Below are 25,825 nucleotides of genomic sequence, written 5' to 3'. Positions count from 1 at the left end.
CCATGGGTCTGTTCGACAAGCCCGGACAAACCCTCCATAATCGGCGCGTTCGCCGCACGGCACACCCGCCGCGCGGTGTTTCGAGCGTTGGACCCCGACGGAGGCCGTCGTTATGCCCGCAACCATATTTCTAAGCCCGGAAGACGCCGAGCACGCGTTCTACGAAGCGTTGCGCGCCGGCGACACGGATACGCTGATGGATGTCTGGTCGGAAGACGAGGAAGTCGTCTGCATCCATCCTTCAGGGCCGCGTCAGGTCGGCCCGGCGGCCGTACGCGCCAGTTGGCGGCAGATTCTCGCCAAAGGCGGGCTGCAAGTGACAGTGAGCCATCTTCAGGTCGCCCACAACCCGTTGTGCGCCGTGCATAACGTGCTTGAGCAGATTCAGGTCGAGACCCACCCGGAGGCGCGCTACGCGTTCGTGCTGGCGACCAACGTCTACCTGAAAGAAGCGGACGGCTGGCGTCTGGTGCTGCATCACGCCAGTCCGGCGATCGGTCACGAGGACACCGGCGCGCAGTTGCCGCGCACGCACCGCCTGCACTGACGGTCTTGTCCGGGCGCTTCTGCTCACCACTCAGTCCCCCTCAGCCCCCCTCAGCCCCCCTCAGCCCGCCACTCAGCGCGCCACGGCTGCCGCCACATCCCAATACGGCACCGGACCGAAACGCGCCTGTAGAAACTCGATGAGTGCGTGGGTTTTCGGCGGCACGAAGGTCCGGCTCGGGTAAACGGCCCAAATCGCGACCTCCTCCGCCAGCGGATACGCCGGCAGCACCGGCACCAGGTCGCCGCGCTGCAAGTGCGCCCCGACATCCCATGTCGACTTGAGGGCGATGCCGACGCCGGCGAGCACCGCATCGCGCAGCACCTCCCCGTTGTCCGAGGCCAGGCGCCCACTCACCCGCACGTTCAGCGTGCCGCCCGGGGTCACGAAGCGCCAATCGCGCTGATCCCCGAGAATCAGGCACTCGTGACCCGCAAGATCGCCGGGGTGCTTCGGTGTACCATGCGCCGCGAGATACGCCGCAGACGCACACAATGTCCGCGTATTGGCGGCGAGCTTCCGGGCGACGAGCGTCGAATCCCTTAGCGCCCCGACACGAATGGCGAGATCGACGCCCTCTTCCAGCAGATCGACAATGCGGTCCGTGAGCCGAAAATCCAGCGAAATGCCGGGATAGCGTTCGAGAAACGCTGGCAAGGCAGGCGAGACATGCTGACGCCCGAACGACGACGAGCACGACACTCGCAAACGCCCCTGCGGCGCGGCCAGCCCCTGCCCCACGCTCGCCAGCGCCTGCGCCTGTGCGGCGAGCAACGCCTGCGCCTGCACCAGAAACACCTCGCCTTCTTGCGTGAGCACCACACGACGCGTTGTCCGGTGCAGCAACCGCGCGCCGAGCGTCGCCTCCAGTTGCGCGAGCCGTGTACTGGCCGTGGCCGGCGACAACCCGCGCTCACGCCCCGCTGCCGAGACGTTTCCCAGGGCGGCCACCCGAACGAACAACGCCACAGTATCGAGGTCCAATGACATTTGACGGATTTTCCAAAAAATCTTTTCCGTATTATCCGGATTATCAAAGCAATCGACTAGCCGTAATCTCTCGCTATCGAATCCGGCACGTCGCCAAATCGCCCCAGGGCGGGCGGTGCGCCACCCCTTCAGGAGAAAGCAGATGAAAGCCATCGGATTGACCCGTTACCTGCCCATCGACGACCCCAAGTCGCTCGAAGACATTGAACTGCCCACGCCGACGCCGACCGGTCGCGACCTGCTGATCAAGGTCGAAGCCATTTCCGTGAATCCGGTCGACACGAAGGTGCGTGCCCCGAAGGACAAGATCGAATCCGCCCCACGCGTGCTGGGTTGGGACGCCGCAGGCACCGTCGCTGCCGTCGGCCCGAACGTCACGCTCTTCAAGGTCGGCGACCCGGTCTACTACGCGGGCAGCATCACGCGCCCCGGTGCGAACAGCGAATTCCATCTGGTGGACGAGCGCATCGTGGGTCACATGCCGACGTCGCTCGATTTCGTGAATGCCGCCGCGCTGCCGCTCACGACGATCACCGCGTGGGAAGCATTGTTCGATCGTCTCGGCATCGCGCCGGACGGCAGCGATGAAGGCAAATCGATCCTGATCGTCGGCGGCGCGGGCGGTGTGGGGTCCATTGCCATTCAACTGGCCCGCCGGCTGGCAAAGCTGACGATCGTGGCAACCGCCTCGCGACCGGAATCGGCCGACTGGTGCCGACAGCTCGGCGCGCAACACGTCATCGATCACTATCGGGACATGCCGGCGCAGTTGAAGGCCATCGGCCTGCCGCAGGTGGATTTCGTGCTCTGCCTGAACGACACGGATACGCATTTCCCCGCAATGGCCGACGCCGTCGCCCCGCAGGGCAAGATCTGCTCGATCGTGGAGAACGCGGGACCGCTCGAAGTCGGCCTGCTCAAGAGCAAGAGCGCCACGTTCGTCTGGGAATTCATGTTCACGCGCGCCATGTACGAGACGCCGGACATGATCGCGCAGCACAAGCTGCTGACCGAAGTCGCGCGACTGGTCGATGCCGGCACGCTGCGCACGACCGTGGGCGAAGTGCTCGGCCCGATCAATTCGGCGAACCTGCGACGCGCTCACGCGCAACTCGAAGGCGGCCGCACGATCGGCAAGCTCGTTCTCGCCGGGTTCTGAGCGACACCTGTCACCACGCATCAACGCACATCGGCACACGTCAACACGTGCGCTTCCCGCGCCGGCGCCGCCGTGGCGTCGGGCGGCCACCCAAGCCGCCGCTCGCGCGACGCAGCAAAAAACGAAACGGCGCTTGCCTCATCCAGGCAAGCGCCGTTTGACCATTGTGCCGCCACGCTACCGTGATAGCGCCATTTGACCGGTCCGTCACTCGTCCCCGTCGGGCACGCGACATGACACCGGCAACGCGCTGCGACGTTCGCACGATCACCTCGTCACTTCGTCGCCGGTGTCGTCCCCTCAGGCAACGCGACCGCCTCGGCCGGATGCACGATCTCGCCGCCAAGCGCGCTCACACCGGCGATCAGACGCTCGAACGCCGCGCCGACCCGTGTGGGGTCGCCCTTCACGCCGAGGTCGATGTGACGACGCGCGTAAATCGCTCCACGCTCGGCGTCGCCCACGCTCGGCAGACTGAACACCTTGATCCCGTCGTACTCGGCTTCGATCGCTTCCATGAGCGGCGTGAGCGTCGATTCGGCCAGTCCGAACACGAGCACCGAGCGCTCGGTGTGCTTCGTCAGGTGATGCAGGTCCGCGTAATAGGTATCGAGCGCCCAGGCCATCATCGGCCACGCCATTACCGGAAAGCCCGGCATGAAATGATGGTGCTCGACGGAGAACCCGGGAATCTTGTTGTACGGATTCGGCAACACGCGCGCGCCCACCGGGAACTCGCCCATCTTCAGGCGATGGCGGTTGTCCGGCTGCGTCATGTCGGCCACGCCATCGGGGCTCGTGTCGGCGATACGCTCCATGATGAGCGCTTCGGCTTCCGGCGTGAGCGCCAGCGGCACGTTGAGCGCCGCCGCCGCGCACTGACGCGTGTGGTCGTCCGGGGTCGCGCCGATCCCTCCCGTCACGAACACGATGTCGTCGCTGGCGAACGTACGGCGCAGCGTGGCCGTGATGCGTTCCGGATCGTCGCCCACGTACTCGGCCCAGCCGAGTTGCATCCCGCGCTCGGCGAGCAATTCGATGAACTTGGGCAGATGCTTGTCGTGACGGCGTCCCGAGAGAATTTCGTCGCCGATGATGATGATGCCGACCGCCATGATGCTTCCTTTGTCTTGTCGTCAGTGCCTGAAAGATTGCGCGGCGCCGTATGGCGGCGCGCAGTTTGACGATTGTGCCACTTTCACGGCGAACCGTTGGGGGAGCGTGGTCCCGGCAATCGCGGCGAGTCAGACGATTCAGACGAGTCAGGCAATTCGGGGGATCCAGCGGATTCGGGCGGCGCGAACGATGACCGTCCCGAAGTCGCTGGCCCCGGCGGCCCCGGCGGCAAATCCTCGCTCTCGGACGCCGGCGTGCCGGCCACGGGCAACACCGTCGCGGCGAGCGTCGGCTCGCGGTGTGCGTCTTCAGCGCGCATGCGAGACAGCGCCCGCAGGCAATAGTGGGCGAACCACAGCGCCGAGAACACGAAAATCACCACATACAGCCAGATCGCCAGCAGCGCAATGACCGGGAACAACACGATCATGACGACGGACGAGACCCACAACAGCGTCGGCAACGAACCGAGCAGGCCGGTCGCCACGCCGATCACGAGCAGCGGCAGACGCTTTTCGCGCACCAGCCGACGCCGCTCTTCCGCACTCGCGTGATACGCCAGCGCGTCGTACGTCATCACGCGATACGTCAGCCAGCCCCACAGCAGCGGCGGCACGATGGCGAAAAACGGCGGCACCAGCCACAGCGGCAGCGTCACGAGCGCGGCGATCAGGAAGACGAACGTCGCACCGAGCGACTGGCCCAGGCTGCCCCAGAACGAGCCGCCCTGCCGGGCTTCGAGATGAATGAAGTGGCGGCGCGAGAGATGCCGCAGCACCGCCGGCATCGACCATCCGGCAATCAGCAGCAGCGCGGTCACGACGATCAGCGGAACGAGCAGCGCCACCAGAATGAACGGCGCGAGCGCCATGCGCACGCTATCCACGCCGAAATAGCCGAAGAAGCGGTAAATCCACTGCGTGAATTCCCACTGTTCGAGCCAGACGCGAAGGAAATCGGTGAACGGTTCCCATCCGAACCAGATCACGGCGCCCCAGAGAAGACCGGAGACGATGAAGGGCATTGCGGTGAGCCACAGCATGCGGGGATGCAGCAGACTCACGAGCGCGCGGCCAAGCGCGCGAAGAATATCGTTCATGCAGGTGCGATACGGACCGGATCGGGCGTCGCACGGACGCCCGGCCGGCAGAGCCTTAGGGATAAGGCCTTGATGTTACAGCACCGGCGCGCGGTCGTAGAAATAGATCCCGTGCGGCGAGCGCCCGACCGGAATGGTATTGATCAGCTTGCGCGAAGCCATATCGATGATGCCGACCTTGCGCGCCCAGCGGAACGTGACCCACAGCGTTTTCCTGTCGGCGCTCAGTTCCATGTCGTCGGGTCCCGGCAGCAGACCGGTGATGTTGCCGACGTTCGTGAGCGATTCCTGATCGATGATGCTGATGGTGCTCGACACCCGGTTCGAGATCAGCACGTGCTTGCCGTCGGCCAGCGAGCGGAAGTTGTGCGCGCCCTTGCCGGTCGGAATCGTCTTGACGATCTTCTGGTTACGCCAGTCGACGACCACCGCGTGGTCCGCACCGGTCATCCCCACGAGCAGATACTTGTCGTTCGGCGTGAGCCACACGCCGGCCGGACTGTCGCCGACCTTCAGCTTCCAGATCACCTTCTGTGTCGCCAGATCGATGGCCGCGACCTCGTTCGATTCCTGCAACGAGATGAAAACGAGCTTGCTGTCCTGCGTGAACACCAGATGGCTCGGCATCTTCTTGATGGGAATACGCTGCGCCACGCTCAGGTTCTTGCCGTCGAAGTGGTACACATCCACGCGGTCCAGACGCAAGGCGTTGGCGACGAACCATTTCTTGTCGGGCGAGAAGCCGATCTGGTAAGGATCTTCGATGTTTTCGATCTTGCGCTGGATCTGCCCGGTCTTCGGGTCAAGGAAGACAAGGTTGTTGCCGACCGAATTGGCGACGATGAGCGACTGATTGTCAGGCGTGGCCATCAGGTGATGCGGCTCCTTGCCCACCGGGAACGTCTGAATCACCTTCTGGGTAGCCTTGTCGATCAGGCTGACGCTGGCGTCGGCCGAGTTGAGCACGACCACGACGCTGTCCGGCGACGGCGCCGCCGCCCGGACAGGACCGGCCAGCGCCGCAAGACCGAAGGAAGTTGCCAGGGCAGCAGCGATCAGAAGTTTGCGCATTACGAAGTCTCTCGGAAAAGTCTCGCTATTGTAGGCCGGGAACCCGTCGCTCACGCGCGTCCCACGGACATTTTTTGATCAGGCGAAACACTATCCCGACACTTCATGATCCAGCGCAAACGCTCACTAGCCCCGCCCCCCGGCGTCGTCGCCTCAGCGCTGCAACGCCTCCCAAACCTTGTGCAAGCGCTTGACCGACACGGGCATGGGCGTGCGCAGTTCCTGCGCGAAGAGCGAGACGCGCAACTCCTCGAGCAGCCAGCGGAACTCGTCGAGCCGCGCGTCGCCGTGATCGCGCCGTTGCGATGTCGCCCGCTGCCAGTTTTGCAGCAACGGTCCGAGTTCGCTCATGGCCCGGGCGTCGCGCGACGGATCCGCCTTGAGCTTGTCGATCCGCCCGGCCATCGCCTTCAGGTAGCGCGGAAAATGTGCCAGTTGCGCGTACGGCGTGTCTATCAGGAAGCGCTTGCCGATCAACCGTTGCAATTGCGCCGTCAGATCGGCGTGAGCCTGTGCAAACGGCCTGGCCTGCGCCAGCTTCTTCTGCAGCGCTGCGTACTCGGTCAGGATCTGTCCGGCGAGTCGCGCGATTTCCTGCGCGAGCAACGTCAAACGCCCGCGCCCTTCGTCCTTGCGCGCCACGAACGACGCGTTATCGCTCGGCCACGGCGTCTGCAAACAGGCTCGCTCCAGCGCCAGATCCACGATCTGGTCACGCAACGCCTCCTGCGTGCCCAGACTCATGTACTGCATCGCCATTTGCTGCAAGCCGGGAATGTTCTTCTCGAGATACTTCACCTGTTCGCGCAACTGGATCGCGAACAGACGCCGCAGACCGGCGCGGTGCTGGCGCTGCGCTTCGTCCGGATCGTCGAACACTTCGAGGTCGCAATGGTCGCTGCGGTCGACCAGCGCCGGGTAGCCGAACAGCGTCTGCCCGCCCCGGCGGATCTCCAGCATTTCCGGCAGTTCACCGAAGCTCCACGTTGTGAGATTGTCGTACCGGCCCGGCTCGACGGCGGCGCCCGACGTGGCGCCCGCCGGCGTCGCCCCGGCACTGCCTTTGCCGGGCTGAGCGCCCTTCACGCCGTCCCGGGCGCTTTGCGGCGCCACCGCGTCGGCAGACGCGACCCCGGTTGGCGTCGCGCCGCTCCTGGCCGCGAGTTGCTGGAACGTTCGCTGCGCCTGCTGCCCCAGTTCGGCGCGCAGTTGCGCGAGATTGCGGCCCATGCCGAGCTGACGCCCGTGCTCGTCGATCACCTTGAAATTCATCGACAAGTGCGCCGGCAGCATCTCCAGCTTGAAGTCGCTCGACTTGAGCATGACACCGGTCAGCTCCCGCGCGTCGGCCATCAGGGCATCGAGCAATGCCCCCTGCCCGAACGTCGCCCGGTCCACGAAGCCCGCGGCGAACTCCGGCAGCGGCACGAAGTGGCGGCGCAGCTTCTGCGGCAACGACTTCATCAGCAAATGCGCCTTCTCCTTGAGCATGCCGGGCACCAGCCATTCGCAGCGGCGCGCATCGACCTGATTGAGGGCGTAGAGCGGCACGGCGAGTGTCACCCCGTCACGCGGCGAGCCCGGCTCGAAGTGGTACGTGAGCGCCATTTCGATGCCGGCGATCGCCGTCTTCTTCGGGAACAGATCGGTCGTGACGCCCGCCGCCTCGTGGCGCATCAGGTCGTCGCGCACGAGGTAGAGCAGCTTGGGCGAACCCTTCGACGTCTCGCGATACCAGTGTTCGAAGCTCGTGCCGTCGTACAAGCCGGCGGGCACGTGAGCGTCGTAGAACGCGTAGATCAGCTCGTCGTCGACAAGCACGTCCTGACGGCGCGACTTGTGTTCGAGCTGTTCGATATCCGCGATCAGCTTGCGGTTATGGGCATAGAACGGGAGCTTCGTCTCCCATTCGCCTTCGACGAGGGCGCTGCGCAGGAAAATCTCACGCGCACGACGCGGATCGCGCGGGCCGAAATTCATGCGACGGCGCGCGTAGATCGTCAGACCGTAGAGCGTACCGCGCTCGTAAGCGGTGACCTGCGCCGCCTTCTTTTCCCAGTGCGCGTCGGACAGCGACGTCTTCACCAGATGCTTGCCCACGCGCTCGACCCATTCCGGCTCGATGCGGGCAATGCATCGGGCATAAAGACGACTCGTCTCGACGAGTTCGCCGGCCATCACCCAGCGCCCGGCTTTCTTCACCAGCGACGAGCCCGGCCAGATATGGAACTTGATGCCGTGCGCGCCGAGGAAATGCGGGTCGTCGTCGGCCTTGCAGCCGATGTTGCCGAGCAGGCCCGCGAGCAATGCCAGATGCACCTGCTCGTAGGTCGCCTCGGATTCGTTGATGCGCCAGCCCTGCTCACGCACCACACTCAGCAACTGACTGTGCACGTCGCGCCATTCCCGCAGACGCAGTTGCGACAGGAAGTTCTCGCGACACGCTTGCGCCAGCAGGCGGTTGGACTTCTTGTGGGCGATGGCGTCTTCGAACCATTTCCAGATCTTGAGCCACGAGAGGAATTCGGACTTCTCGTCGGCGAACTTCTTGTGCGCGTTGTCGGCGGCGTCCTGCGCCTCGATAGGCCGGTCGCGCGGATCCTGCACGGCCAGACCGCTCGCGATGATCAGCACTTCGCGCAGCGACTGCTGGTCGCGCGCGGCGAGGATCATGCGTCCCACGCGCGGGTCGAGCGGCAAACGCGCCAGTTCGCGACCGAGCGGCGTGAGCTGGTTCGTGTCGTCCACCGCGCCCAGTTCGTTCAGCAACTGGTAGCCGTCGGCGATGGCGCGTCCCGGCGGCGGCTCGATGAACGGAAACTCCTCGACCTTCGCGAGTCGCAGCGACTGCATCCGCAAAATGACGGCCGCCAGCGACGAGCGCAGGATTTCCGGATCGGTGAAGCGCGCCCGCGACTGGAAGTCGGCCTCGTCGTAGAGACGGATACACACGCCGTCGGCCACACGGCCGCAACGCCCTGCCCGCTGGTTGGCCGCCGCCTGCGAGATCGATTCGATCTGCAACTGCTCGACCTTGTTGCGGTAGGAGTAGCGCTTCACACGGGCGGTGCCCGCATCGACGACATAGCGGATGCCCGGCACCGTCAGCGAGGTTTCCGCGACGTTGGTCGCGAGCACGATGCGTCGCGCGTTCGATGGCTTGAACACGCGCTCCTGATCGGTCGCGGACAACCGCGCGAACAGCGGCAGAATTTCGGTGTGCGGCGGATGGTGCTTGCGCAGCGCCTCGGCCGCCTCGCGGATTTCACGCTCGCCGGGCAGGAAGACCAGCACGTCGCCCGAGCCTTCGCGGCAGAGTTCGTCGACGGCGTCGACAATGCCGTCCATCAGATCGCGCTCGCGGTCGCGCGCGCTGGCGCGGCTGCCTTCGCGCCCCTCGGCGCCGGCGATGCGGGCGTCGTCCTGAATCGGCCGATAGCGCACCTCGACGGGATACAGTCGACCACTCACTTCGATGACCGGTGCGGGGCGCAAGTCGTCACCTTCGCCCGTGCCGAAATGGCGGGCGAAGCGATCGGCGTCGATGGTCGCCGAGGTGATGATGACCTTCAGATCGGGACGGCGCGGCAGCAACTGCTTGAGGTAGCCGAGCAGAAAGTCGATGTTCAGACTGCGCTCGTGCGCCTCGTCGATGATGATGGTGTCGTACGCACGCAACAGCGGATCGGTCTGCGTCTCGGCGAGCAAAATCCCGTCCGTCATCAATTTGACGGACGCACCGCCCGAGAGCGTGTCGTTGAAGCGCACCTTGAAGCCGACGATATCGCCCAGGGGGGTATTCAGTTCGTCGGCGATGCGGCGCGCCGTGGCCGAAGCGGCGATCCGGCGCGGCTGCGTGTGGCCGATGAGGCCCGTGCCGCCCGCGCCGAGGCCGCGCCCGAGGGCCAGGCAGATCTTGGGCAACTGCGTCGTCTTGCCCGAGCCGGTCTCCCCGCTCACGATCACGACCTGATGGCCGGCGATTGCGCGCGCGATCTCCTCGCGCCGGCCGGATACCGGCAACGCTTCGGGGAAAGCGATCTCGGGCACGCGGTTGGCGGCGGCCTGCCGGGCCGCAAGGCGCTCGGCGTCGCGCCTGACGCGTTCGGCTTCGCGCTCGGCGGGCGACGCCCGGCGTGCGCCCGCCTCCTGCCCGCCGGCCGGGCGCGCGCGCTTTTGCTGCGCGGGATGCCGGGGATTGGGGGGTTGCGTTGTGCCCGCGGTTTGGGCATGCGTATGCCCCGGCGCCGTCACTTTCGGCTTCGGGGGCTTCGATTGTCGATTTCGTTCATCACTTGCCATGGGCGCGCATTATATAATCTGCGCATGTTTGCGCACGTACACCCATGCTGACCGAACCCGACCCCGCCCTTCAAGACGAAGAGACCGCCCATCAAGCCCAGTTCGTGGACTGGCTGCGTTCGGTCGCCCCTTACATTCATGCATTCCGTGACAAAACCTTCGTCGTCGCCTTCGGCGGCGAGTTGGTCGCGGCAGGCGGGCTCGACTCCCTGATTCAGGACGTCGCATTGCTTTGCGCCATGGGCATGCACATCGTGCTGGTGCACGGCTCGCGACCGCAGGTCGAAGAGCAGATGCGTCTGCGACATATCGAATCGCACTTCGCGCAGCAGTTGCGCATTACGGACGCCGCCGCACTCGAAGCCGTGAAGGAAGCGGCGGGCGAATTGCGTCTGGATATCGAAGCGTCGATCAGTCAGGGCCTGCCGAACACGCCGATGGGCAACGCACGTATCAGTGTGGTGTCAGGCAACTTCGTGACCGGACGTCCGGTGGGCATCGTCGACGGCGTGGACTTTCAGCATACGGGCGTAGTCCGCAAGGTCGACGCGGAATCGATCCGCCTGTCGCTCGCGAACGGCAAGATCGTGCTGCTCTCGCCCCTGGGCTTCTCGCCAACGGGTCAGTCCTTCAATCTGACGATGGAAGACGTGGCGTCGTCGGCAGCGATCGCGTTGCGGGCCGACAAGCTGATCTTCATCACCGAGACGCCCGGCGTTCTCAACGAATACAACGAATTGCAGCGCGAACTGACGCTCGAAGACGCCCAGCGCATGCAGTCGCAGGGCACGATCGACCGCGACTCGGCGTTCTATCTGAAATACGCGACGCGCGCCTGCCGCGCGGGCGTGGGCCGTGCACACATCGTGCCGTTCTCGCTCGACGGCAGCATGCTGCTCGAACTCTTCTCGCACGATGGCGTAGGCACGATGATCTCGTACGAGAATCTGGAAAGCCTGCGCGAAGCCACGATCGACGACGTCGGCGGTATCCTGCAACTCATCGAGCCGCTGGAGGCCGACGGCACGCTGGTGCGACGCGGGCGCCACCAGCTCGAACGCGACATCGATCACTTCTCGGTCATCGAGCACGACGGACGCCTGTTCGGTTGCGCTGCGCTCTATCCGTATACGACCGAGCGCATCGGCGAAATGGCATGCCTCACCGTCGATCCGGAAGCCCAGGGTTCGGGCGACGGCGAACGCCTGCTCAAGCACATCGAGCAACGCGCACGCGCTCGCGGTCTGGAGCGCCTGTTCGTGCTGACGACGCGCACGGAGCACTGGTTCCTCAAGCGCGGTTTCGTCAAAGCCGGGGTGGACGACCTGCCTGCCGACCGCCGACGGCTGTACAACTGGCAGCGCCGCTCGCTGGTGCTGATCAAGAAGCTGTAACGCAGGACGGGGCGAGCCCGGCGCAGCAAGGCTTTGGCACCGATTCGCCAGCCAGCCTTGCATCCCGCGCCCCTGCCCCCATATCCGGATATCGGCCATCGCTTCGACTCACCGGCCACCCTTGCCACGACGGCAATCCGGTGACGACGCGCGAGCCACCCATTCACGCGACATACCACGATCACGAAGGAGTTCCCTCATGGCCCGCATGGTTCAATGCATCAAGCTCGGCAAAGAAGCCGAAGGTCTCGATTTCCCCCCGATGCCCGGTGAGCTCGGCAAACGCCTCTGGGAAAGCGTCTCGAAAGAAGCCTGGGCCGGCTGGCTCAAGCAGCAGACGATGCTCATTAACGAGAACCGCCTGAACATGGCCGATCCGCGCGCGCGCCAGTATCTCGTCAAGCAAACCGAAAAGTATTTCTTCGGCGACGGCGCAGATGTCGCACAAGGCTACGTGCCGCCGCCGGCTGCCGCCGAGTAACACGGCTCGCCGCACAGAAAAAAAGGCACACGATTTCGCATATCGTGTGCCTTTTTCTTTGGGTGCCGCAGCTTTGTGAAGACGCTTTATGAAGGATCTTTGTGAGGGGGCCTTGATACGGGGAGCTTCACACCCGCGCCTCGCAATACGTCAGGTCGCGGGCGCTGCATGGGATGGCGGATCGGCAGTCGCGTCGGCAGTCGCGTTCGAGCCGGTCGAGCGTGCGCCGCAGTGATGGCAGAAATGCGCGAACGCATTCTTGCGCGTCTTGCATGTGCCGCAATGGTCGAACAGGCAAATACCGCAATGCACGCAGAAGTCGCGCGCCGGGTCGTCGAGTTTCACCGGCCGCTCGCACCCCGGACACACCGATTTCGCCAGACGCGCCTGAGCCAGATCGTAGGACAACGTCTTGCGGCGCTCCTCGTCGGGCAACTGCTCTTCCGCCTTCTGCCGCGCGAGGTAACGCTGTAACGACACGATGGCGTATCGCCCGATCAGCACCGTCAACACGATGCCGACGAGGTACCGGACGTAGCCGCCATAGTCCGGCAGGTACGGCACCAGTTCCACGAAGAACGCAAACAGCGCGAAGAAGATGAAGCCCCACACGAACGGCCACCACGTGCTCTTGCGTTGACGCACGAACAGCCAGCCCGCAATGGCGAGCAATGGCAGCGTCAGCGCCAGCCGAATACCGAAGACCCTGAGTTCCTGCGAGCGCTGGATCGCCGCGAGTTGTTCGCTTGCCGCCTCGTTCAGCGCAAAGCGCTCGGCCTGCGTCGATTGCACGGCGCGCTGCGCCGCCAGATGTTTCGATTCGAGGCCGTCCACCTGCGTCTGCGCGTCGCGCTCGGCGGCTTTGAGCGTATCGAGGGCACGGGTGCGGGAGACGAGTTCGGCGTCCTGACTGGCCTGCGCCGTGGCCGTACGTGTCGCCACCCAGTCGTTGAACGACTCGCGGGCATTGCGGTAGGCGGTACTGCGCGCTTTGAGTTGCAGGCGCGCCGTCTCCAACTGGCTCTCGATGTCTTCCAGTTGTGTCTGCGCCTGTTTGATCGCGGCGTCGGCACGTTGCGCCTGCGCCTTGTCGACGAAGGAATCGAGCGTCGGCGCGGGCGCCACGCCCGGTAATTTATCGACGACAAGTCCACCAAGGCCAATGAGAAACGCCGCGAACAACACGGCGATCAGCCAGAGGCCACGGCGGAACCAGGTTTCGGGAAGACGACGCGATCCAGCCATCCTGCCCTCCTGAGATCAGTCTTGGTAGTTGATGGTCCGAACACCCGACGGCGTACCCATGAGGGTAATGTCTGCGCCGCGTTGTGCAAAGAGGCCGACCGTCACGACACCGGGAATCTGGTTGACCTTCGTCTCGAACGCAACCGGGTCGATGATCTGCAAACCATGCACATCGAGAATCGCACAGCCGTTATCGGTCACATACGGGCTGCCGTCGGCGCGCACACGGGCTTGCGGCTTGCCGCCGAGGGCTTCAAGCGCACGCGCAACGCTTGCCTGCGCCATCGGAATGACTTCGACGGGCAGCGGGAAGACCCCCAACACCGCGACTTCCTTGGATGCGTCGACCACGCACACGAACTCACGGGCCACCGACGCGACGATCTTCTCACGCGTGAGCGCGCCACCGCCGCCCTTGACCATATGGCCGAGCGAGTTGATCTCGTCGGCGCCGTCCACGTAGACGGGCAGGCTGTCGATCTGATTGAGGTCGAACACTTCGATGCCATGCTTGCGCAGACGCTCGGTGCTCGCTTCCGAACTGGAGACGGCGCCGCGATAACGGCCCTTGTGGGCGGCGAGCGCGTCGATGAAGCAGTTGGCGGTGGACCCGGTGCCCACGCCGATCACGCTGCCCTCGGGCACGTGCTGGTTCACATAGTCGGCCGCTGCCTGGCCAACCAAGCGTTTGAGTTCGTCCTGGGTCATGGGGATTTCCGGCAAAGTTTGGTAAAGTCGGAAGTTTACCGGAGTCGGGCGTGGCGCGCCGTTTTTCGTCGCCCCGCCCGCTCGCAATGCGGCAAACGGGCCTCGCACGGCAAGCACGCCCCCTGCACCGCCCGTCCTGCCCTCCCCGCGCTGGCGGGGTGTCTCGCGCCGGTCACGTCCGCGACTCCAGGACGCGGCAGGCATCATGTCACGCAGTGCATTTCTCGCAAGGCCGCTCTCATGAATCTGCTCGATCAGCTCAAGCGCCACACCATCGTGGTCGCCGACACCGGCGACTTCCAGGCAATGGACGCCTACCAGCCGCAAGACGCCACCACCAACCCCTCGCTGATTCTCGGCGCCGTCCAGAAGGACGCCTATCGTCCGATCCTCACACGCGTGGTCGGCGAACATCGCGCGGCATCGACGGACGACATCATCGATCGTCTGCTGATCGCCTTCGGCCGCGAGATTCTCGATATTGTGCCGGGCCGCGTGTCGACGGAAGTCGATGCGCGCCTGTCGTTCGACACGGCCGGCACGGTGGCCCGCGCCCGCAAGCTCATCGCGATGTACGAAGCCGAGGGCATCGAGCGCAAGCGCGTGCTGATCAAAATCGCGTCGACGTGGGAAGGCATTCGCGCCGCCGAGATTCTCGAGCGCGACAACATCCGCTGCAATATGACGCTGCTGTTTTCGCTGGTTCAGGCGGCCGCCTGCGCCGAAGCGGGGGCGCGACTGATTTCGCCGTTCGTTGGCCGTATCTACGACTGGTACAAGAAGTCGGCGGGCGCGAACTGGGACGAGGCGGCCAATGCCGGCGAGAACGACCCGGGCGTCCGTTCGGTGGCAAGCATCTACCGTTATTACAAGCACTTCGGTCACGACACCGAAGTCATGGGCGCGAGCTTCCGCTCGACCGGCCAGATTCTGGCCCTCGCCGGCTGCGACCTGCTGACGATCAGCCCTGCACTGCTGGAGCAACTGCGCACGACCGAAGGCGAAGTCAAGCGTCAGCTCGATGTAAAAGAGGCACGCAACGCCGACATCGAACGCGTGAAGACAGACGAACCGTCGTTCCGCTTCGCGCTCAACGACGACGCGATGGCCACCGAGAAACTCGCCGAGGGCATTCGCGCGTTTGCCGCCGATGCCGTCAAGCTCGAAGGGCTGATCGACGCGGCGCGCGCGGCCGGGTAATTGCCCCCCCACGGCGGGCGCAGAGCGAATTCTGAAAGTACGCAGACTGGGCAGACGCAAGACTTCGCAGCACGTTGACTTCGTTCTGCGAGCGCTTACGGCGAGTTGACGGCGTCAGGCATGTCCCGACGCTCGCCGTCTGCGATCGGACGCCCAGCCATGATTCCTTCGATTCAGCGCCATGCGCCGTCGCCCCCCTCACGCGCGGCGCACGCGTCGCCGGCATCGCCCGCCGCGCCCGTACCGTCCAGTTCAGCGACGGGACAGAACATCCGATTGTCGCCCACCCATCGCCAGCCATGGGAATTCGTCAGGGCCGGCAGTCTCGCCCCACCCCGGTCCTGCGCCACCCAATGGCCGACGCTTGCTACCGATAAATCGCCGCGCAAGTACAGCGACTTTGCGCCCGCGCAGAAATTTCTGAAACCATCCGCCTGCCCGGCCACCGAGGGCCGGCCCGACAGCGATCAGGCAGGGTCGGAAAGGCGCGCGTTACTGTCTCGCGTTCGCGTTCAACCTGCGGCGCCCACGCTGGCGCCGTTGCCTGTGTCTACGCCTGTGTCTGTACCCGCCGCCGACGCCGCCCGGGAATCGAGGCGCGATGTGCCGTTAGGTCTTTTCGTCCACGGCGGCAAGTACATCCGGGTCAACAACACCGGCAACCGACTCAGCGTCTTCCCCCCGCACGAAGCGCAACAGCTCGGCCTCCCGCCAACGCCCCGTCTTCACCAGAGGATCCGGGGCGACATTGCGCAGGAATTACTCTCGCCCGCCGCGCAACCACCGACATCCGCGCCCGAAACGCCGTTACTGTCTCAGGGCGACGCCGCGTGGCTGGTGCCGCTGCGGCTGAGTCATCTGGTGCCCGACATCGGATTTACCAAATCGCTTTTCGGCGTACGTATGCCCGAGCAGCCCTCGACCGTCGTCGTGCAACTGGAGAAGCACTGGTTCTACGCCTCGCGAGGCTTCGCGCAACGGTCGGGCACGCACGCGTTCGACAGGCTCGACCCCGACGTTCCGGACGACAAGCTGTTGATCGATCGCTTCCTCGAACTCAAGCAGCACCTCAAGACCCATAGCCCGCAACTCCGGCGCACCGCGAACTTCCGCAACGTCGAGAGACAGCTCGACGCCAGCCAGCCCCCGACACGTCGGCCTCGCCCCGCATCGTGGACGGCCGACGAGGCCATGAAGATCTTCACGTCGGAGAAGGCGCAACGCGCCTTTGTCGCGGCGAACAAAGCGAGCATGGCGAGCCGGTCGCGCTTCGATGCGAAGCGCGACGAATTCGACCTGGCGGTCTACCGAACGCTGCTCGGCCCCGACATGGTGTTCGAGACGGACGGCGAATGGAATATCGGCAATACCGCCGGCGTTGCGGATCTCAAGTCGCGACTGCGGGAATGCAATTTCGCATTTGCCAGCGTGCTCACACCGTACGGCCGAAAAGTGTATTTTTCCCTGTCGGGCGGTGCGCGCGCCGCAGGCCTCTCGCTCGCTATCCACGACAAGATGGGCGAGGCCGAAGAGGTCACGATCGGGCCCGTGGCCTTCATCGACGCCAAGCGCCGCCTGGCGCGCTTCAGGCACGAGTCTCCGGACTCCCCCAGCAAGACGGCGTTGCAAGTGAATCTGCCCGTGCTCGATCCGGCGTGTTCGTCGAACGTCGACCATGTCAACGACGCCGAGCAGATTATCGCGACGGTCGTCGCCCGCGACGCACGCACCGTCCCGCTGATCGGCGGCATCCACTTCAACACCCTGCTCGATACCTGCGACTCCTGCGCCAGCACGCTGGCGTTGCTACAGACGCAAACGCAACGCCCGGTGAGCGTCATCTACCATCGCGATTACGGCGTGACCACGGCCAATAGCCGGGATCGCACCATTCTTGCCATTCAGCAAGTCGCCAAGGCGATCAACGACCTTCACGCCGGGCGCATGACCGGGAACGTTGCGGAGATGGTCGCGGTGGCACGCAAGCTGCCAGTCCCCCCTCTCGTCGCCTCGCTCTCGAACGCCCTGCTTCGCTTCGACGGCAGCTTCACGGACGCGGCCTATCTCGGCCTCATCAGCAACGCCTGCTACTTGCGCCTGCTCGGTGTCCTCGCCCGTAACGAAGTGATCGAGACGACCGCCGTCGTCGACATGCTGCTGTCTGCGCAAGGACGGGCTTATGTGTCGCTGCTTGCCACGCGCGTTGCAACGCATCCGCTGCTCGCGCGCGCATGGGCAAGCCTGCTGCACGAACTCAAAGCCGCCGGGGCGCAGCGTGCGGCGCTCCTCCGCGTGTTGCTGAGCAAGCCCGACGGCAGCGGCCGATGCTTTTACGTCGAACTTCTGCGTGCGCCTCATGCACCGGGCGACGCGCGCAACGCGCTCCTCGCATGGCTGAAATCCGCAGGACTGGTGCCCAGGCCGCGAGAGCTGCCGGCCTACGTGAGTTTGATGCGCACGTGCAAGTTGAGCCTGCGCCTGCTGCTGCAAGCCGATTCGGTTTCAGCGCTCAGCTTCGAGCACGTCACGCTCGACGCTTTGCTTCGGGAAGCACGCGAGTCGCTGTCGCTCACCGCGCTCGACACGGCGGACAACGCGCGTCTGGCGCAACGAATGCGCGAGTCCATGCCGACCATCAGGATCGCCGAACAGCGGGCGTTCCGCGAAATGGTCGAGCAACAGGTGCAAGCCGCATGGAAAGACGTGCTGCCGGAGAGCACCGCGCCGTCCTACATCGCGAAGGACATCATCGAGCAATACGGCCCGGATTACGGTGCAGCGCTATCGAGCGCCCGCAAAGCCGCCAGAGAGGCGATCATCGAACAGGAAGTCGCCGCCTATGCCGAGTTCCAGAGACGCCACCCCGGTGCGAGTCAGGAAGTGCTCGAAGCCCAGTTCGAGGCCTGTTTGCGCTCGGCCAGGGCGACCTATATGGCCACGATTGCCGACGATGCCCAATCGTGCGTTGCATCGTCCATTGTGTCGGCCACGGCCTTGCAATCGGCCACCGGCGCGAAGCATGCCGTCAGCAAAGAGAAAATGCGTGAGCGCAGCAAGCGCGCCGTGAGATCCGCCAGACAAGACGCCAGTGAGGCGGCGGCGCAGGCGTCGGAAAACGCACGGAAGGAAACGGTACGTCAGCAAGCCGAAGCGACGGCCAGTTCCGCCAGGATCGAGGCGCAGAAGATCGCCGCCGCACACGCGCTCGTGTCGGTCGGCAGCGCGGCGCACACTGCCGCGACGCACGAGGCGCAGACACTTGCTCGACAGAAGGCGCAGGCCGTGTCGAAAACGGCGGCGTTACAGGCGCACGCCGATGCCTGCAAGACAGCGAAGCAAGAGGCCACGACGCAAGCCCGGGTAGCGGTGGCGGACCGTGTGAAGCAGGCCTCTCATGCACATGCGCCTGCACATGCGCCTGCGCCGCAGGCCGAGCCGAGCGCCCCGGCCAGCCAGGCATCGGACCAACCGGCCGGCGAGGCATCGACCGGCTTGGAGCATATCGCGTGGCCGCGGGTCCCGGCGAAATCGCCCTCGCCGGACGAGATCGAAGTGAGACTGCGCGCGCTCAGATCGCGGGAAGGTCGCGATCGATCGACACCGTTGCAGCCACGGTTGCGGAACGAATGACTCACGGCTGACGAAGCTGACGAGACTGACGAGATTGACGAAGCTGACAAGGCCCAAAGCGCGATGACGGCGCACACACCGATCTATGTCGCGACAGGTCGGGTTCGACGCCGCGCACCCGATGAGCGATTCCCGAAAGGATCGCCTTCGGGCGCCGGCAACACTCCCGCCACATCGACTCCTGCCCGCGCGCCGCACTCGTTTCGGCTTGCCAAAGCCAACGGGCACTGACGCGCCTCAGTCCATCATGATGCCTGCCATCTCGCCTCGCGCCGGCACGCCGCCGCCCTCCCCTTCGTCGGACGAATCGGCCAAAGCGGCCGGCGCGCCGATTCGATTGAAGAGTCGATGGGAAGCAAGCCACCGCGAAGACCTGATGGCGGCGTCACGACAGTCCGAGGTGCGACGATCGCTGCCGACGCTGCAACTCAGCGAGCACTCACCGTTGCTCGACGATCTCCTTCGCCCGGTTCATCGCGTCCCCGCCGACCCGCCGACGCCCGATGCCGCCCTGCGATGTCGCACGATGCAAGCGCCGCGTGCGCAACGGCCTCATTCGTGGGCGTCCCCTGCCGAGCGGCATCCCTCGGGCATGCACGACCTTGCTCCCGCCATCGACGCGCTGATCGATCGTGGTTCGGCGTGCTCTCGCGCACCGATGCCACCCGTGCCACCCGTGCCCCCCGTGCCCCCCATATCATCTGAAGCGCCCCCACCCCTCGACACATCGACCGCCGACGCCACGCTGCGGCAATTACTGGCGACACGACCAGACCTGAGCGATCCGACGAACGAGCGGCATCCTGCGCAGATTTATCGGCCGATACTCGCAAGCCGGGACGCTTTCGACCCCGAAACACACGACGCCATCGCACGCATTTATCAGGGACTTCTGGGGTGCGACGCCGTCTATCGGCAGGAAGACCGGTGGAATATCGCCAGCCCGTCGGGGGTCCGCGACCTGCAAGCGAAGGTCGGCATCGCCAACCTCACGTTCGTGGTGTTTCGCACACATCACGGACTCGCCATCTACTTTGCGCAGGATATCGACGCGCATACCGCTGCCGCGCCGATTCTGGCCATTCAACGGCGCATGGGGGGACTTGACGCCATCGTGGACGGCCCCATCACGATCATCGACGCCAGGCGCCGCGAGCAACGCGCCCTCCGCGCGCCTGCGGCCTCATCGGCGTTTGCACGCGCGTCGGATTCCTGCCCCAACGCGCCGGCGCGCATCACGCCTGCCGACGCCGCGATCGCCGAGGCAATGCGTTTCGACGCGCGCGAGATTCCCGTGCGCAGTCGACTGCACGTGAGCCGCCTGGTCGAGCTCGAGAGTGCGAGCGTCGCCATGTTTTGGCCCTTGCGCGCGTTGGCCCGCCGCTCCATCCATTACGTATTCCTGCGCGACACCGCCGTGCGGCAGGTCAACAGCAACGTCCCGACCGTCAGGGAATATCAGCGTCTAGCCGTTCTCGCGAATCGATTACGTGACCTGAGAATCGTCGGCAATGCCGTCGTGATCATGCAGGAGGCATTGGCGCTGCTCGACAAGGCGATCGTCACCTCCATCGCCAAGGGTCTGCAATTCGCCGACAGCGATTCGAAAGCGATGGCTGCGCTATCGATGCAATGCGCGATCCGCTATCTGGAGTTGCTCGCCCGGTTTATCGACGATAACGTGCTGTCGCCGGAATCCGTCTGGACGATGCTGAAGACGACCGAAGGCGCGCATTTGCTCGCCATGCTGGGTTTTCGGGCGCGCATCACGCCTGACCTGGATGCCGCGATCTTCGGGCTGCTGGACGCCTTCGTCGAGGCGCGCGTGCTGCGCACCAGCATCGCGAGCCTTCTCGTGCGTCCGAAGCGGTTGGAACACAAGAGCTTTCTGAAAGAACTCAGTGCGCACTGGCAAACCCTCACACCGCGCGTGAAGCAATTCGTTCAGGCGCTGGAAATCAGGCGCTTTGCCGCAAGAACCACGCTGGGACGATCGCCGGCCTGTATCGAACAAATCTACAGTCGCGGCTTCCGGCGACTGAACTCCGGCTCGAGACTGCAAGGGGTGCGGCGCGAAACGCAGTGCCCCGCCGTCCACAAGACGCTCGACCGGCTCTGCCGGGCCCTCAGTCCTGCGGCCATCGCCCAGATATCGAGAGCCATCCTGGAACAGAACATCCGGGTCAATTCCCCGACCATCACCATCGATGAGCAACACGCTTTCCGGGCCGCAGTGAAAGACACCGTGGACAACGGCTGGCGCAAGGAACTGCCGGACGAATGCGCGCCGCGCCGGTATGTCGAGGCGGTCATCAAGGACGTTGGACCGGAGTATGGGTTGGCGTTGGCGAACGCGCGTAAAGCCGCAACCGACCGCATCCGGGAAACGGCGCTGGACGCCTACGAAACATTCCTCACGCAGCATCCCGATGCGTCTGCGCGCCGTGTGCTCGACATATACACGGGACATCTGGAAACGACGCGAGCCCAGTACAGGGCGCTGATCGAGGGCGTGGGTGCCCCGCCTTGCCCCTCGCCCGAGACAGCGCTTGCCCTCTGCGGACAAGCGGCCTGCGTCAACGCCGCCACGTTGAAAGCGCGTCGCGCGACCACCCCGAGCGCTGCGGCCGGGTCTGCCGGCGCCGCGCTCGACGCCGAGAAACGCGCCATCGCCGAGCAGGCGCGGCAAGATCGTCTGATGCGACAGGCCGAGCAGACCGCTAGGGCGAATGCGCGGGCGGTCGCGCAATCCCGCCTCGAATGGCTGGCGGAGGTGGCCGACCAGGCGGCGGCCGCGACAAAAGTGACGAAATCGATGAGAGCGTCGACACCGGTCGTACATCAATCACCACGACAGGGCGCACAACAGGTAGAAGCAGGCGCGGCGAGTGCGGTCAACGCCGAGGCGTCGCCGACAAGCGTGTACCGCGACGAACCGCCGCAACGCGCCCCATCGCGCCAGTCGGTCGCCGCCTACGCCGGCGGTGAGGCCGAAGTGAGAGACTTCATGCGAAGCTGGCTCACCGTGCCGAAGATCCCGCACTCGAATCCCGGCGGCGGATACGCCTCACCGGCATCGTCCGGCTCGCCGATTCCCGAGCATCGCGACAGTCCGGTGAAAGCCCACAAGGCGTCGCGAAGTTAACCGCCAAGATTTGTGCCGGGGTCGGGCTGCATCGTGTCGGCGTCTTGCGAGCGGCACGACGTGCCCCCTCCTGGGGGCCCTGGCATGCGGTCATGACATTCCCTAAACGGCAGCCACCTTCCGGGCGTTGCGAGCCCCTGCGTCGAAGGCGTGCGCGCGACTCGCCCGCGCTGAGCGATTCACGAAAGGCCGCACCGGCAGCGGCCGCAAAACTCGCGTCACATTCACTCTTTTCGACGTGCCGTCCCTGCTTTGGCCTGCATATGAATGACGTTCGGAATGACGTTCGGCTCACAGGTGGGTACGCCGTATCCCTCATCATGATGACAAGCCCGACGCTCAAGTCCGTCACACCGCCCCCGGTCCGAAACGTCAGCATCTACCCGAATCCGAAGCGCACGTGGGCCAGGATTCACAGGAGTACGGAGTTTCTGTCGGAACATGCATCCGCGTGCGTCCCCCATCGCCTACTGGCCATGACGATGCGCGTACGTTCTCCCTCACTGGACGATCTGGTACTCCCGAGCCGGCATGCGGGCTCGGGGAGTGATGTACCCCTCGTCGTCCCGACGGCCTCCCCTGCGGTCGTCGTCGACGCCGGCGGGGTCAGGCGCATCGGTCGACTGAGTTCCTGGCCGGCGTACGAAACGCTCACGTTGCATTACGAGCCAGACGACGCCGAGCGTACCGGATGCTCCGTTGCACCGCCGAGCGCCGAGCCCGTTCGTGACGATTCGCACGATTCGCTCGATTTGCTCGATTTGCTCGATTTGCACGATGTGTCCGACTTGCGGCGACAGCGCATCGACGGCGTGAGTTTTACCGAGATGCTCAGGCTCGAACCCGACATTCAGCGTTTCCTGCATGCCGGTCGCATCGGCGGCATTGGTGCACACGTGCTCACGGGGGAGGACACCTTGCCCCCCGACCTCTACGCCCATCCGTGCGACATCGCGGCGAAGCGCATGCCGCCCGCGCAGTATCCCGTGATACTGACCAGCCGCAAGGCGCTGGATCTGGCCGCCGTCGATCTTCGCCCCGTGGAGACGGTGGCGGTCGACATGAGCGACCTCGGGTTGGAGGCATTCGATATTCAGCCGCCGGCGCACCCGCCGGCCGATGCGCCGAGCACCGACCCGGCAGCACGTGAAATCATTCCGAAGGTCTATCGGCAGATACTGGGGCACACCGCCGTCTTCCAGACCGACGGGAAATGGAATATCGCGACGGCCTCCGGCGTGATCGAGATGCAACGCCGGACGAGAATCGGCAATCTCATGTTTGTGATGTTCGGCACCGCGTCGACGACGTTCGTCTACTTCGCTCAGGACATCGATCCCCACGCGAGCACCGCCCCCATTCTCCCGATACAGTGGCTCATGAACGGCGCGGACAAGCTCTGCGGCGAGCGGCTGACCCTCGTCGACGCCCGGTGCCGCCTCCAGCATGCGACCGCTCACCTCGCCCGGCACTCGGCATTCGCCAGTTATCGAGGCGCATCGCCGACAATTGCGTCGGCGCCGATGCGCGCGGAGCAGGCCATCGCCGAGGCCATGAAGCTCGATCGAGTGCATACGGCGATTGTCACGCGGGTTCTGGTCAACCGTCTGGCCGACGTCGAAACGTCGAGTGCCGACATGCTGGCGTCGCTGCGCGGGATCACACACCATGCGATCGACTACCTGTATCTCCGGGACGCGGGCGTGCGCCGGGCCAATAGTCACCTCACATCGATCAAAGGCCTTCAGGCGTTGGCCCAAGTCGTCAACGATCTGCGTGATCACTGGATCGTCGGACATGAATACGCGATGCGGCTATCGGCATTGCGATTACTGGAAAAGAGTGTCGTCGCCAATCTCTCGCACGGCCTGAAACACGCATCGGGCGACCCCGCCGTCACCGCCGATCTCTACACCAAGGCGATCGTGGGATACCTCAAATTGCTGACCTCGCTGATGGCCGACGGCGTGCTGGCGCCGCGGGCCGTCTGGAATACGTTGAAGACAATCCCCGGGCAACGCTTCACCAGTCGGCTCGGCGAGCGCGCGCATGTGGAGGCGCGCCCTGCCCGTGCCTTCGTTCGACTGCTGGATCAATTCTTCGCACAGGCCCTTTACCTGTCGCGCATCACCAGCGTGCTGATCGCCGGCAAAGCCGCGAAATGCGAGGGCTTCTATCGCACGATTTTCGCCGCGTCGAAGGCCAATACGGTGGGCGCGGCCGAAGCCATGGCGATCCGCGACGAACTCGTCAACAAGGGCTACGTGGGCGTATCCGCTGCCATCAGAATCAGCCGAAAAAATCTCGACGCCATCCATGCCCGTCAATTTCAGGTGCTCAACCCCGAGGCGCGCGAACAACGCCAAAATCAAACGGACAGTCCCGAGCCCGCGAACAAAGTTCTCGATGCGTTGCACGCGGACCTCAGCCATGACGCGTTCGAGCGCATCGAAGCGTTCACCCTGGCCGAGGAACTGCGCACGCAGATGCCAACGCTGCCGCTGAACGAGCAGCATGGATTGCGTGAAATGATGCGCTCGGCCGTGGAGACCGAGTGGTGCAAAACCTTGCCGAAAGACACGCTCCCCTCCAGTCTCACGACGTCGGTCATTGCCAGCGAAGGGCCGAAGCTCGGACATCGCGTGGCGCAGGCACGCAAGCCGGCCAGAGACCGAATCGTCGCCGAAGCCGTTGACGCGTACACGACGTACCTTCAGACACACCCGGATGCCTCCACGACCGAGCGGCTCGACGCCCGCAGTCGCGCAAAGCAATCGGCGATAAGCGCTTACCGCACATTGATTGCCGCGCACGGCGACAAGACCTCATCGGCGGCGCAGGCGGCGGCGACGTCGAGTCGCGAGCTGGCGTCCACCAGTGCGGCGGCGCGCATTGCACAGCAAAGTGCGACGGCGGCCACGGCGTCGGTAGCCGTACAGGCCGTCGCGAAACATGCCGTGGAGCGTTCGACGCAGCACGCGCAGGCCACCGCGTCCAAAGCCAGGGAAGCGGCCAATCAGGCGCTCCTCACCGCCAAGCTGAAGCTTCAGGAGTTCAACGAGTCGTTGGCTCGCGTCGCCCGGGAATCGGCCATGCAACGCTCGCTTCAGGAGAGCCGGGAGCGCGCGCAACGTGAAGCGGAAGCGCGGGCGTCGAACGCGCTGGATGCATCCAGAAGCGCCGAGAGGGAACGGCAGGCAAGGGAGGACGCCGCGAGGCGTCAGGGCGCATTGCTGCGCGCTGCGCTCAGTCAGCCGTCGACCTCGCAGGGCGCACGAGCGGCGACTCGAACCGAGGTCGTCGCCGCCGCATACGACGCCTTGCTGCCGACCCTGCCCGATGTCCCGACGGCGCCGATTCCCGAAACCGGCCGCGCGGCGAGTGCGATCCGGCGGGCACTGCTATCGCCCACCAGTTGACCCGCGCGTCGAGGGCGCGCGCCCTGGCGACATCAGCGTCTTGCCTCGGCGAGTCGTCAGCGCCTGCCCCTGCCCCTGCCCCCTGAGACGATGACAATCCCCAATCCGCTCCTGCCTGCATACGTGCGGCGTCGTACCGTCAATCCGCCGCGCCCCCCAGCCCTTTCGCTAAGCGATTTTCGAAAGGCCGCACATGAATGAACTGACCCCCAAGAGTTGGACATAAATCCAACCCTTGGGGTTTTTTGCATGACGAAGTACGACGAGGCGTTCAAGCGCCGTGCAGTTCGTGAATATCTAGACGGTGGGCGTGGCAGCC

14 protein-coding genes and 1 pseudogene are annotated in these 25,825 nt (G+C 64.9%); 8 read left to right on the top strand and 7 right to left on the bottom strand.

Annotated features, from left to right (window positions below; translation table 11 throughout):
• The first annotated feature begins 124 nt into the window (after positions 1-124).
• Positions 125-547 carry a YybH family protein gene (locus tag PAN31108_RS13870; RefSeq protein WP_174994989.1) on the top strand — a complete coding sequence of 141 codons (423 nt, stop codon included), beginning with the start codon at positions 125-127 and terminating at the stop codon, positions 545-547.
• 72 nt (positions 548-619) lie between these two features.
• Here the strand turns inward: PAN31108_RS13870 and PAN31108_RS13865 are convergent, their stop codons facing one another.
• Complete coding sequence (locus tag PAN31108_RS13865; protein ID WP_150669415.1) at positions 620-1,537, bottom strand: LysR family transcriptional regulator; 918 nt, start codon at positions 1,535-1,537, stop codon at positions 620-622.
• A 142-nt stretch (positions 1,538-1,679) separates the two neighbouring features.
• On the opposite strand from PAN31108_RS13865, the gene PAN31108_RS13860 reads away from it, so the two are divergent.
• On the top strand, positions 1,680-2,696 hold the full coding sequence (locus tag PAN31108_RS13860; RefSeq protein ID WP_150669414.1) for a zinc-binding alcohol dehydrogenase family protein: 1,017 nt from the start codon (positions 1,680-1,682) through the stop codon (positions 2,694-2,696).
• 275 nt (positions 2,697-2,971) lie between these two features.
• On the opposite strand, the gene PAN31108_RS13855 is transcribed toward PAN31108_RS13860, so the two are convergent.
• The 4 genes and pseudogenes from PAN31108_RS13855 to hrpA form a co-directional block, all read right to left on the bottom strand.
• The gene (locus PAN31108_RS13855; RefSeq protein ID WP_150669413.1) at positions 2,972-3,811 is read right to left on the bottom strand and encodes a competence/damage-inducible protein A; all 840 of its coding nucleotides are present in this window, start codon (positions 3,809-3,811) and stop codon (positions 2,972-2,974) included.
• 302 nt (positions 3,812-4,113) lie between these two features.
• Positions 4,114-4,911: pseudogene (locus PAN31108_RS13850) on the bottom strand (EI24 domain-containing protein); the annotation flags it as partial.
• A 75-nt stretch (positions 4,912-4,986) separates the two neighbouring features.
• Entirely contained in the window at positions 4,987-5,982 is a 996-nt protein-coding gene (locus PAN31108_RS13845; RefSeq protein WP_150669411.1) for a YVTN family beta-propeller repeat protein, read from the bottom strand.
• A gap of 153 nt (positions 5,983-6,135) precedes the next feature.
• Positions 6,136-10,284: an ATP-dependent RNA helicase HrpA gene (gene hrpA, locus PAN31108_RS13840; protein WP_150669410.1), complete on the bottom strand. Its 4,149-nt coding sequence runs from the start codon at positions 10,282-10,284 to the stop codon at positions 6,136-6,138.
• A gap of 44 nt (positions 10,285-10,328) precedes the next feature.
• Here hrpA and argA point away from each other — a divergent pair, with 44 nt between their 5' ends.
• Both argA and PAN31108_RS13830 read left to right on the top strand, forming a co-directional pair.
• Positions 10,329-11,678: an amino-acid N-acetyltransferase gene (gene argA, locus PAN31108_RS13835; protein ID WP_150669409.1), complete on the top strand. Its 1,350-nt coding sequence runs from the start codon at positions 10,329-10,331 to the stop codon at positions 11,676-11,678.
• Positions 11,679-11,877: 199 nt separating this feature from the next.
• Positions 11,878-12,159, top strand: a complete 282-nt coding sequence (locus PAN31108_RS13830) for an oxidative damage protection protein (protein ID WP_069344656.1) — start codon at positions 11,878-11,880, stop codon at positions 12,157-12,159.
• Positions 12,160-12,309: 150 nt separating this feature from the next.
• Here PAN31108_RS13830 and PAN31108_RS13825 read toward each other — a convergent pair whose 3' ends face one another.
• Both PAN31108_RS13825 and rpiA read right to left on the bottom strand, forming a co-directional pair.
• Positions 12,310-13,404, bottom strand: a complete 1,095-nt coding sequence (locus tag PAN31108_RS13825) for a serine endopeptidase (RefSeq protein WP_150669408.1) — start codon at positions 13,402-13,404, stop codon at positions 12,310-12,312.
• A 15-nt stretch (positions 13,405-13,419) separates the two neighbouring features.
• Complete coding sequence (gene rpiA / locus PAN31108_RS13820; protein WP_150669407.1) at positions 13,420-14,112, bottom strand: ribose-5-phosphate isomerase RpiA; 693 nt, start codon at positions 14,110-14,112, stop codon at positions 13,420-13,422.
• Positions 14,113-14,352: 240 nt separating this feature from the next.
• Here rpiA and tal point away from each other — a divergent pair, with 240 nt between their 5' ends.
• The 4 genes from tal (at position 14,353) to PAN31108_RS13800 (ending at position 25,506) form a co-directional block, all read left to right on the top strand.
• On the top strand, positions 14,353-15,312 hold the full coding sequence (tal, locus tag PAN31108_RS13815; RefSeq protein WP_150669406.1) for a transaldolase: 960 nt from the start codon (positions 14,353-14,355) through the stop codon (positions 15,310-15,312).
• A gap of 603 nt (positions 15,313-15,915) precedes the next feature.
• A complete protein-coding gene (locus PAN31108_RS13810; protein WP_150669405.1) occupies positions 15,916-18,942 on the top strand; it encodes a hypothetical protein in 3,027 nt (1,008 codons plus the stop codon).
• Positions 18,943-19,189: 247 nt separating this feature from the next.
• Positions 19,190-22,087, top strand: coding sequence for a hypothetical protein (locus PAN31108_RS13805; RefSeq protein WP_150669404.1), 2,898 nt, complete (start codon positions 19,190-19,192; stop codon positions 22,085-22,087).
• 482 nt (positions 22,088-22,569) lie between these two features.
• Positions 22,570-25,506, top strand: a complete 2,937-nt coding sequence (locus PAN31108_RS13800; RefSeq protein ID WP_150669403.1) for a hypothetical protein — start codon at positions 22,570-22,572, stop codon at positions 25,504-25,506.
• Positions 25,507-25,825 lie beyond the last annotated feature (319 nt).

Origin of the sequence: Pandoraea anhela (genome assembly GCF_902459655.1) — a bacterium.
Lineage (GTDB): Bacteria > Pseudomonadota > Gammaproteobacteria > Burkholderiales > Burkholderiaceae > Pandoraea > Pandoraea anhela.
This window is presented reverse-complemented; position numbering and strand designations above follow the sequence as displayed.

Coding starts and splice junctions, on each gene's coding strand:
- PAN31108_RS13845 (WP_150669411.1), bottom strand. CDS start 5,982: ATGCGCAAACTTCTGATCGCTGCTGCCCTGGCAACTTCCTTCGGTCTT.
- PAN31108_RS13860 (WP_150669414.1), top strand. CDS start 1,680: ATGAAAGCCATCGGATTGACCCGTTACCTGCCCATCGACGACCCCAAG.
- rpiA (WP_150669407.1), bottom strand. CDS start 14,112: ATGACCCAGGACGAACTCAAACGCTTGGTTGGCCAGGCAGCGGCCGAC.
- PAN31108_RS13855 (WP_150669413.1), bottom strand. CDS start 3,811: ATGGCGGTCGGCATCATCATCATCGGCGACGAAATTCTCTCGGGACGC.
- argA (WP_150669409.1), top strand. CDS start 10,329: ATGCTGACCGAACCCGACCCCGCCCTTCAAGACGAAGAGACCGCCCAT.
- tal (WP_150669406.1), top strand. CDS start 14,353: ATGAATCTGCTCGATCAGCTCAAGCGCCACACCATCGTGGTCGCCGAC.
- PAN31108_RS13825 (WP_150669408.1), bottom strand. CDS start 13,404: ATGGCTGGATCGCGTCGTCTTCCCGAAACCTGGTTCCGCCGTGGCCTC.
- PAN31108_RS13830 (WP_069344656.1), top strand. CDS start 11,878: ATGGCCCGCATGGTTCAATGCATCAAGCTCGGCAAAGAAGCCGAAGGT.
- hrpA (WP_150669410.1), bottom strand. CDS start 10,284: ATGGCAAGTGATGAACGAAATCGACAATCGAAGCCCCCGAAGCCGAAA.
- PAN31108_RS13800 (WP_150669403.1), top strand. CDS start 22,570: ATGCGCGTACGTTCTCCCTCACTGGACGATCTGGTACTCCCGAGCCGG.
- PAN31108_RS13865 (WP_150669415.1), bottom strand. CDS start 1,537: ATGTCATTGGACCTCGATACTGTGGCGTTGTTCGTTCGGGTGGCCGCC.
- PAN31108_RS13805 (WP_150669404.1), top strand. CDS start 19,190: ATGATGCCTGCCATCTCGCCTCGCGCCGGCACGCCGCCGCCCTCCCCT.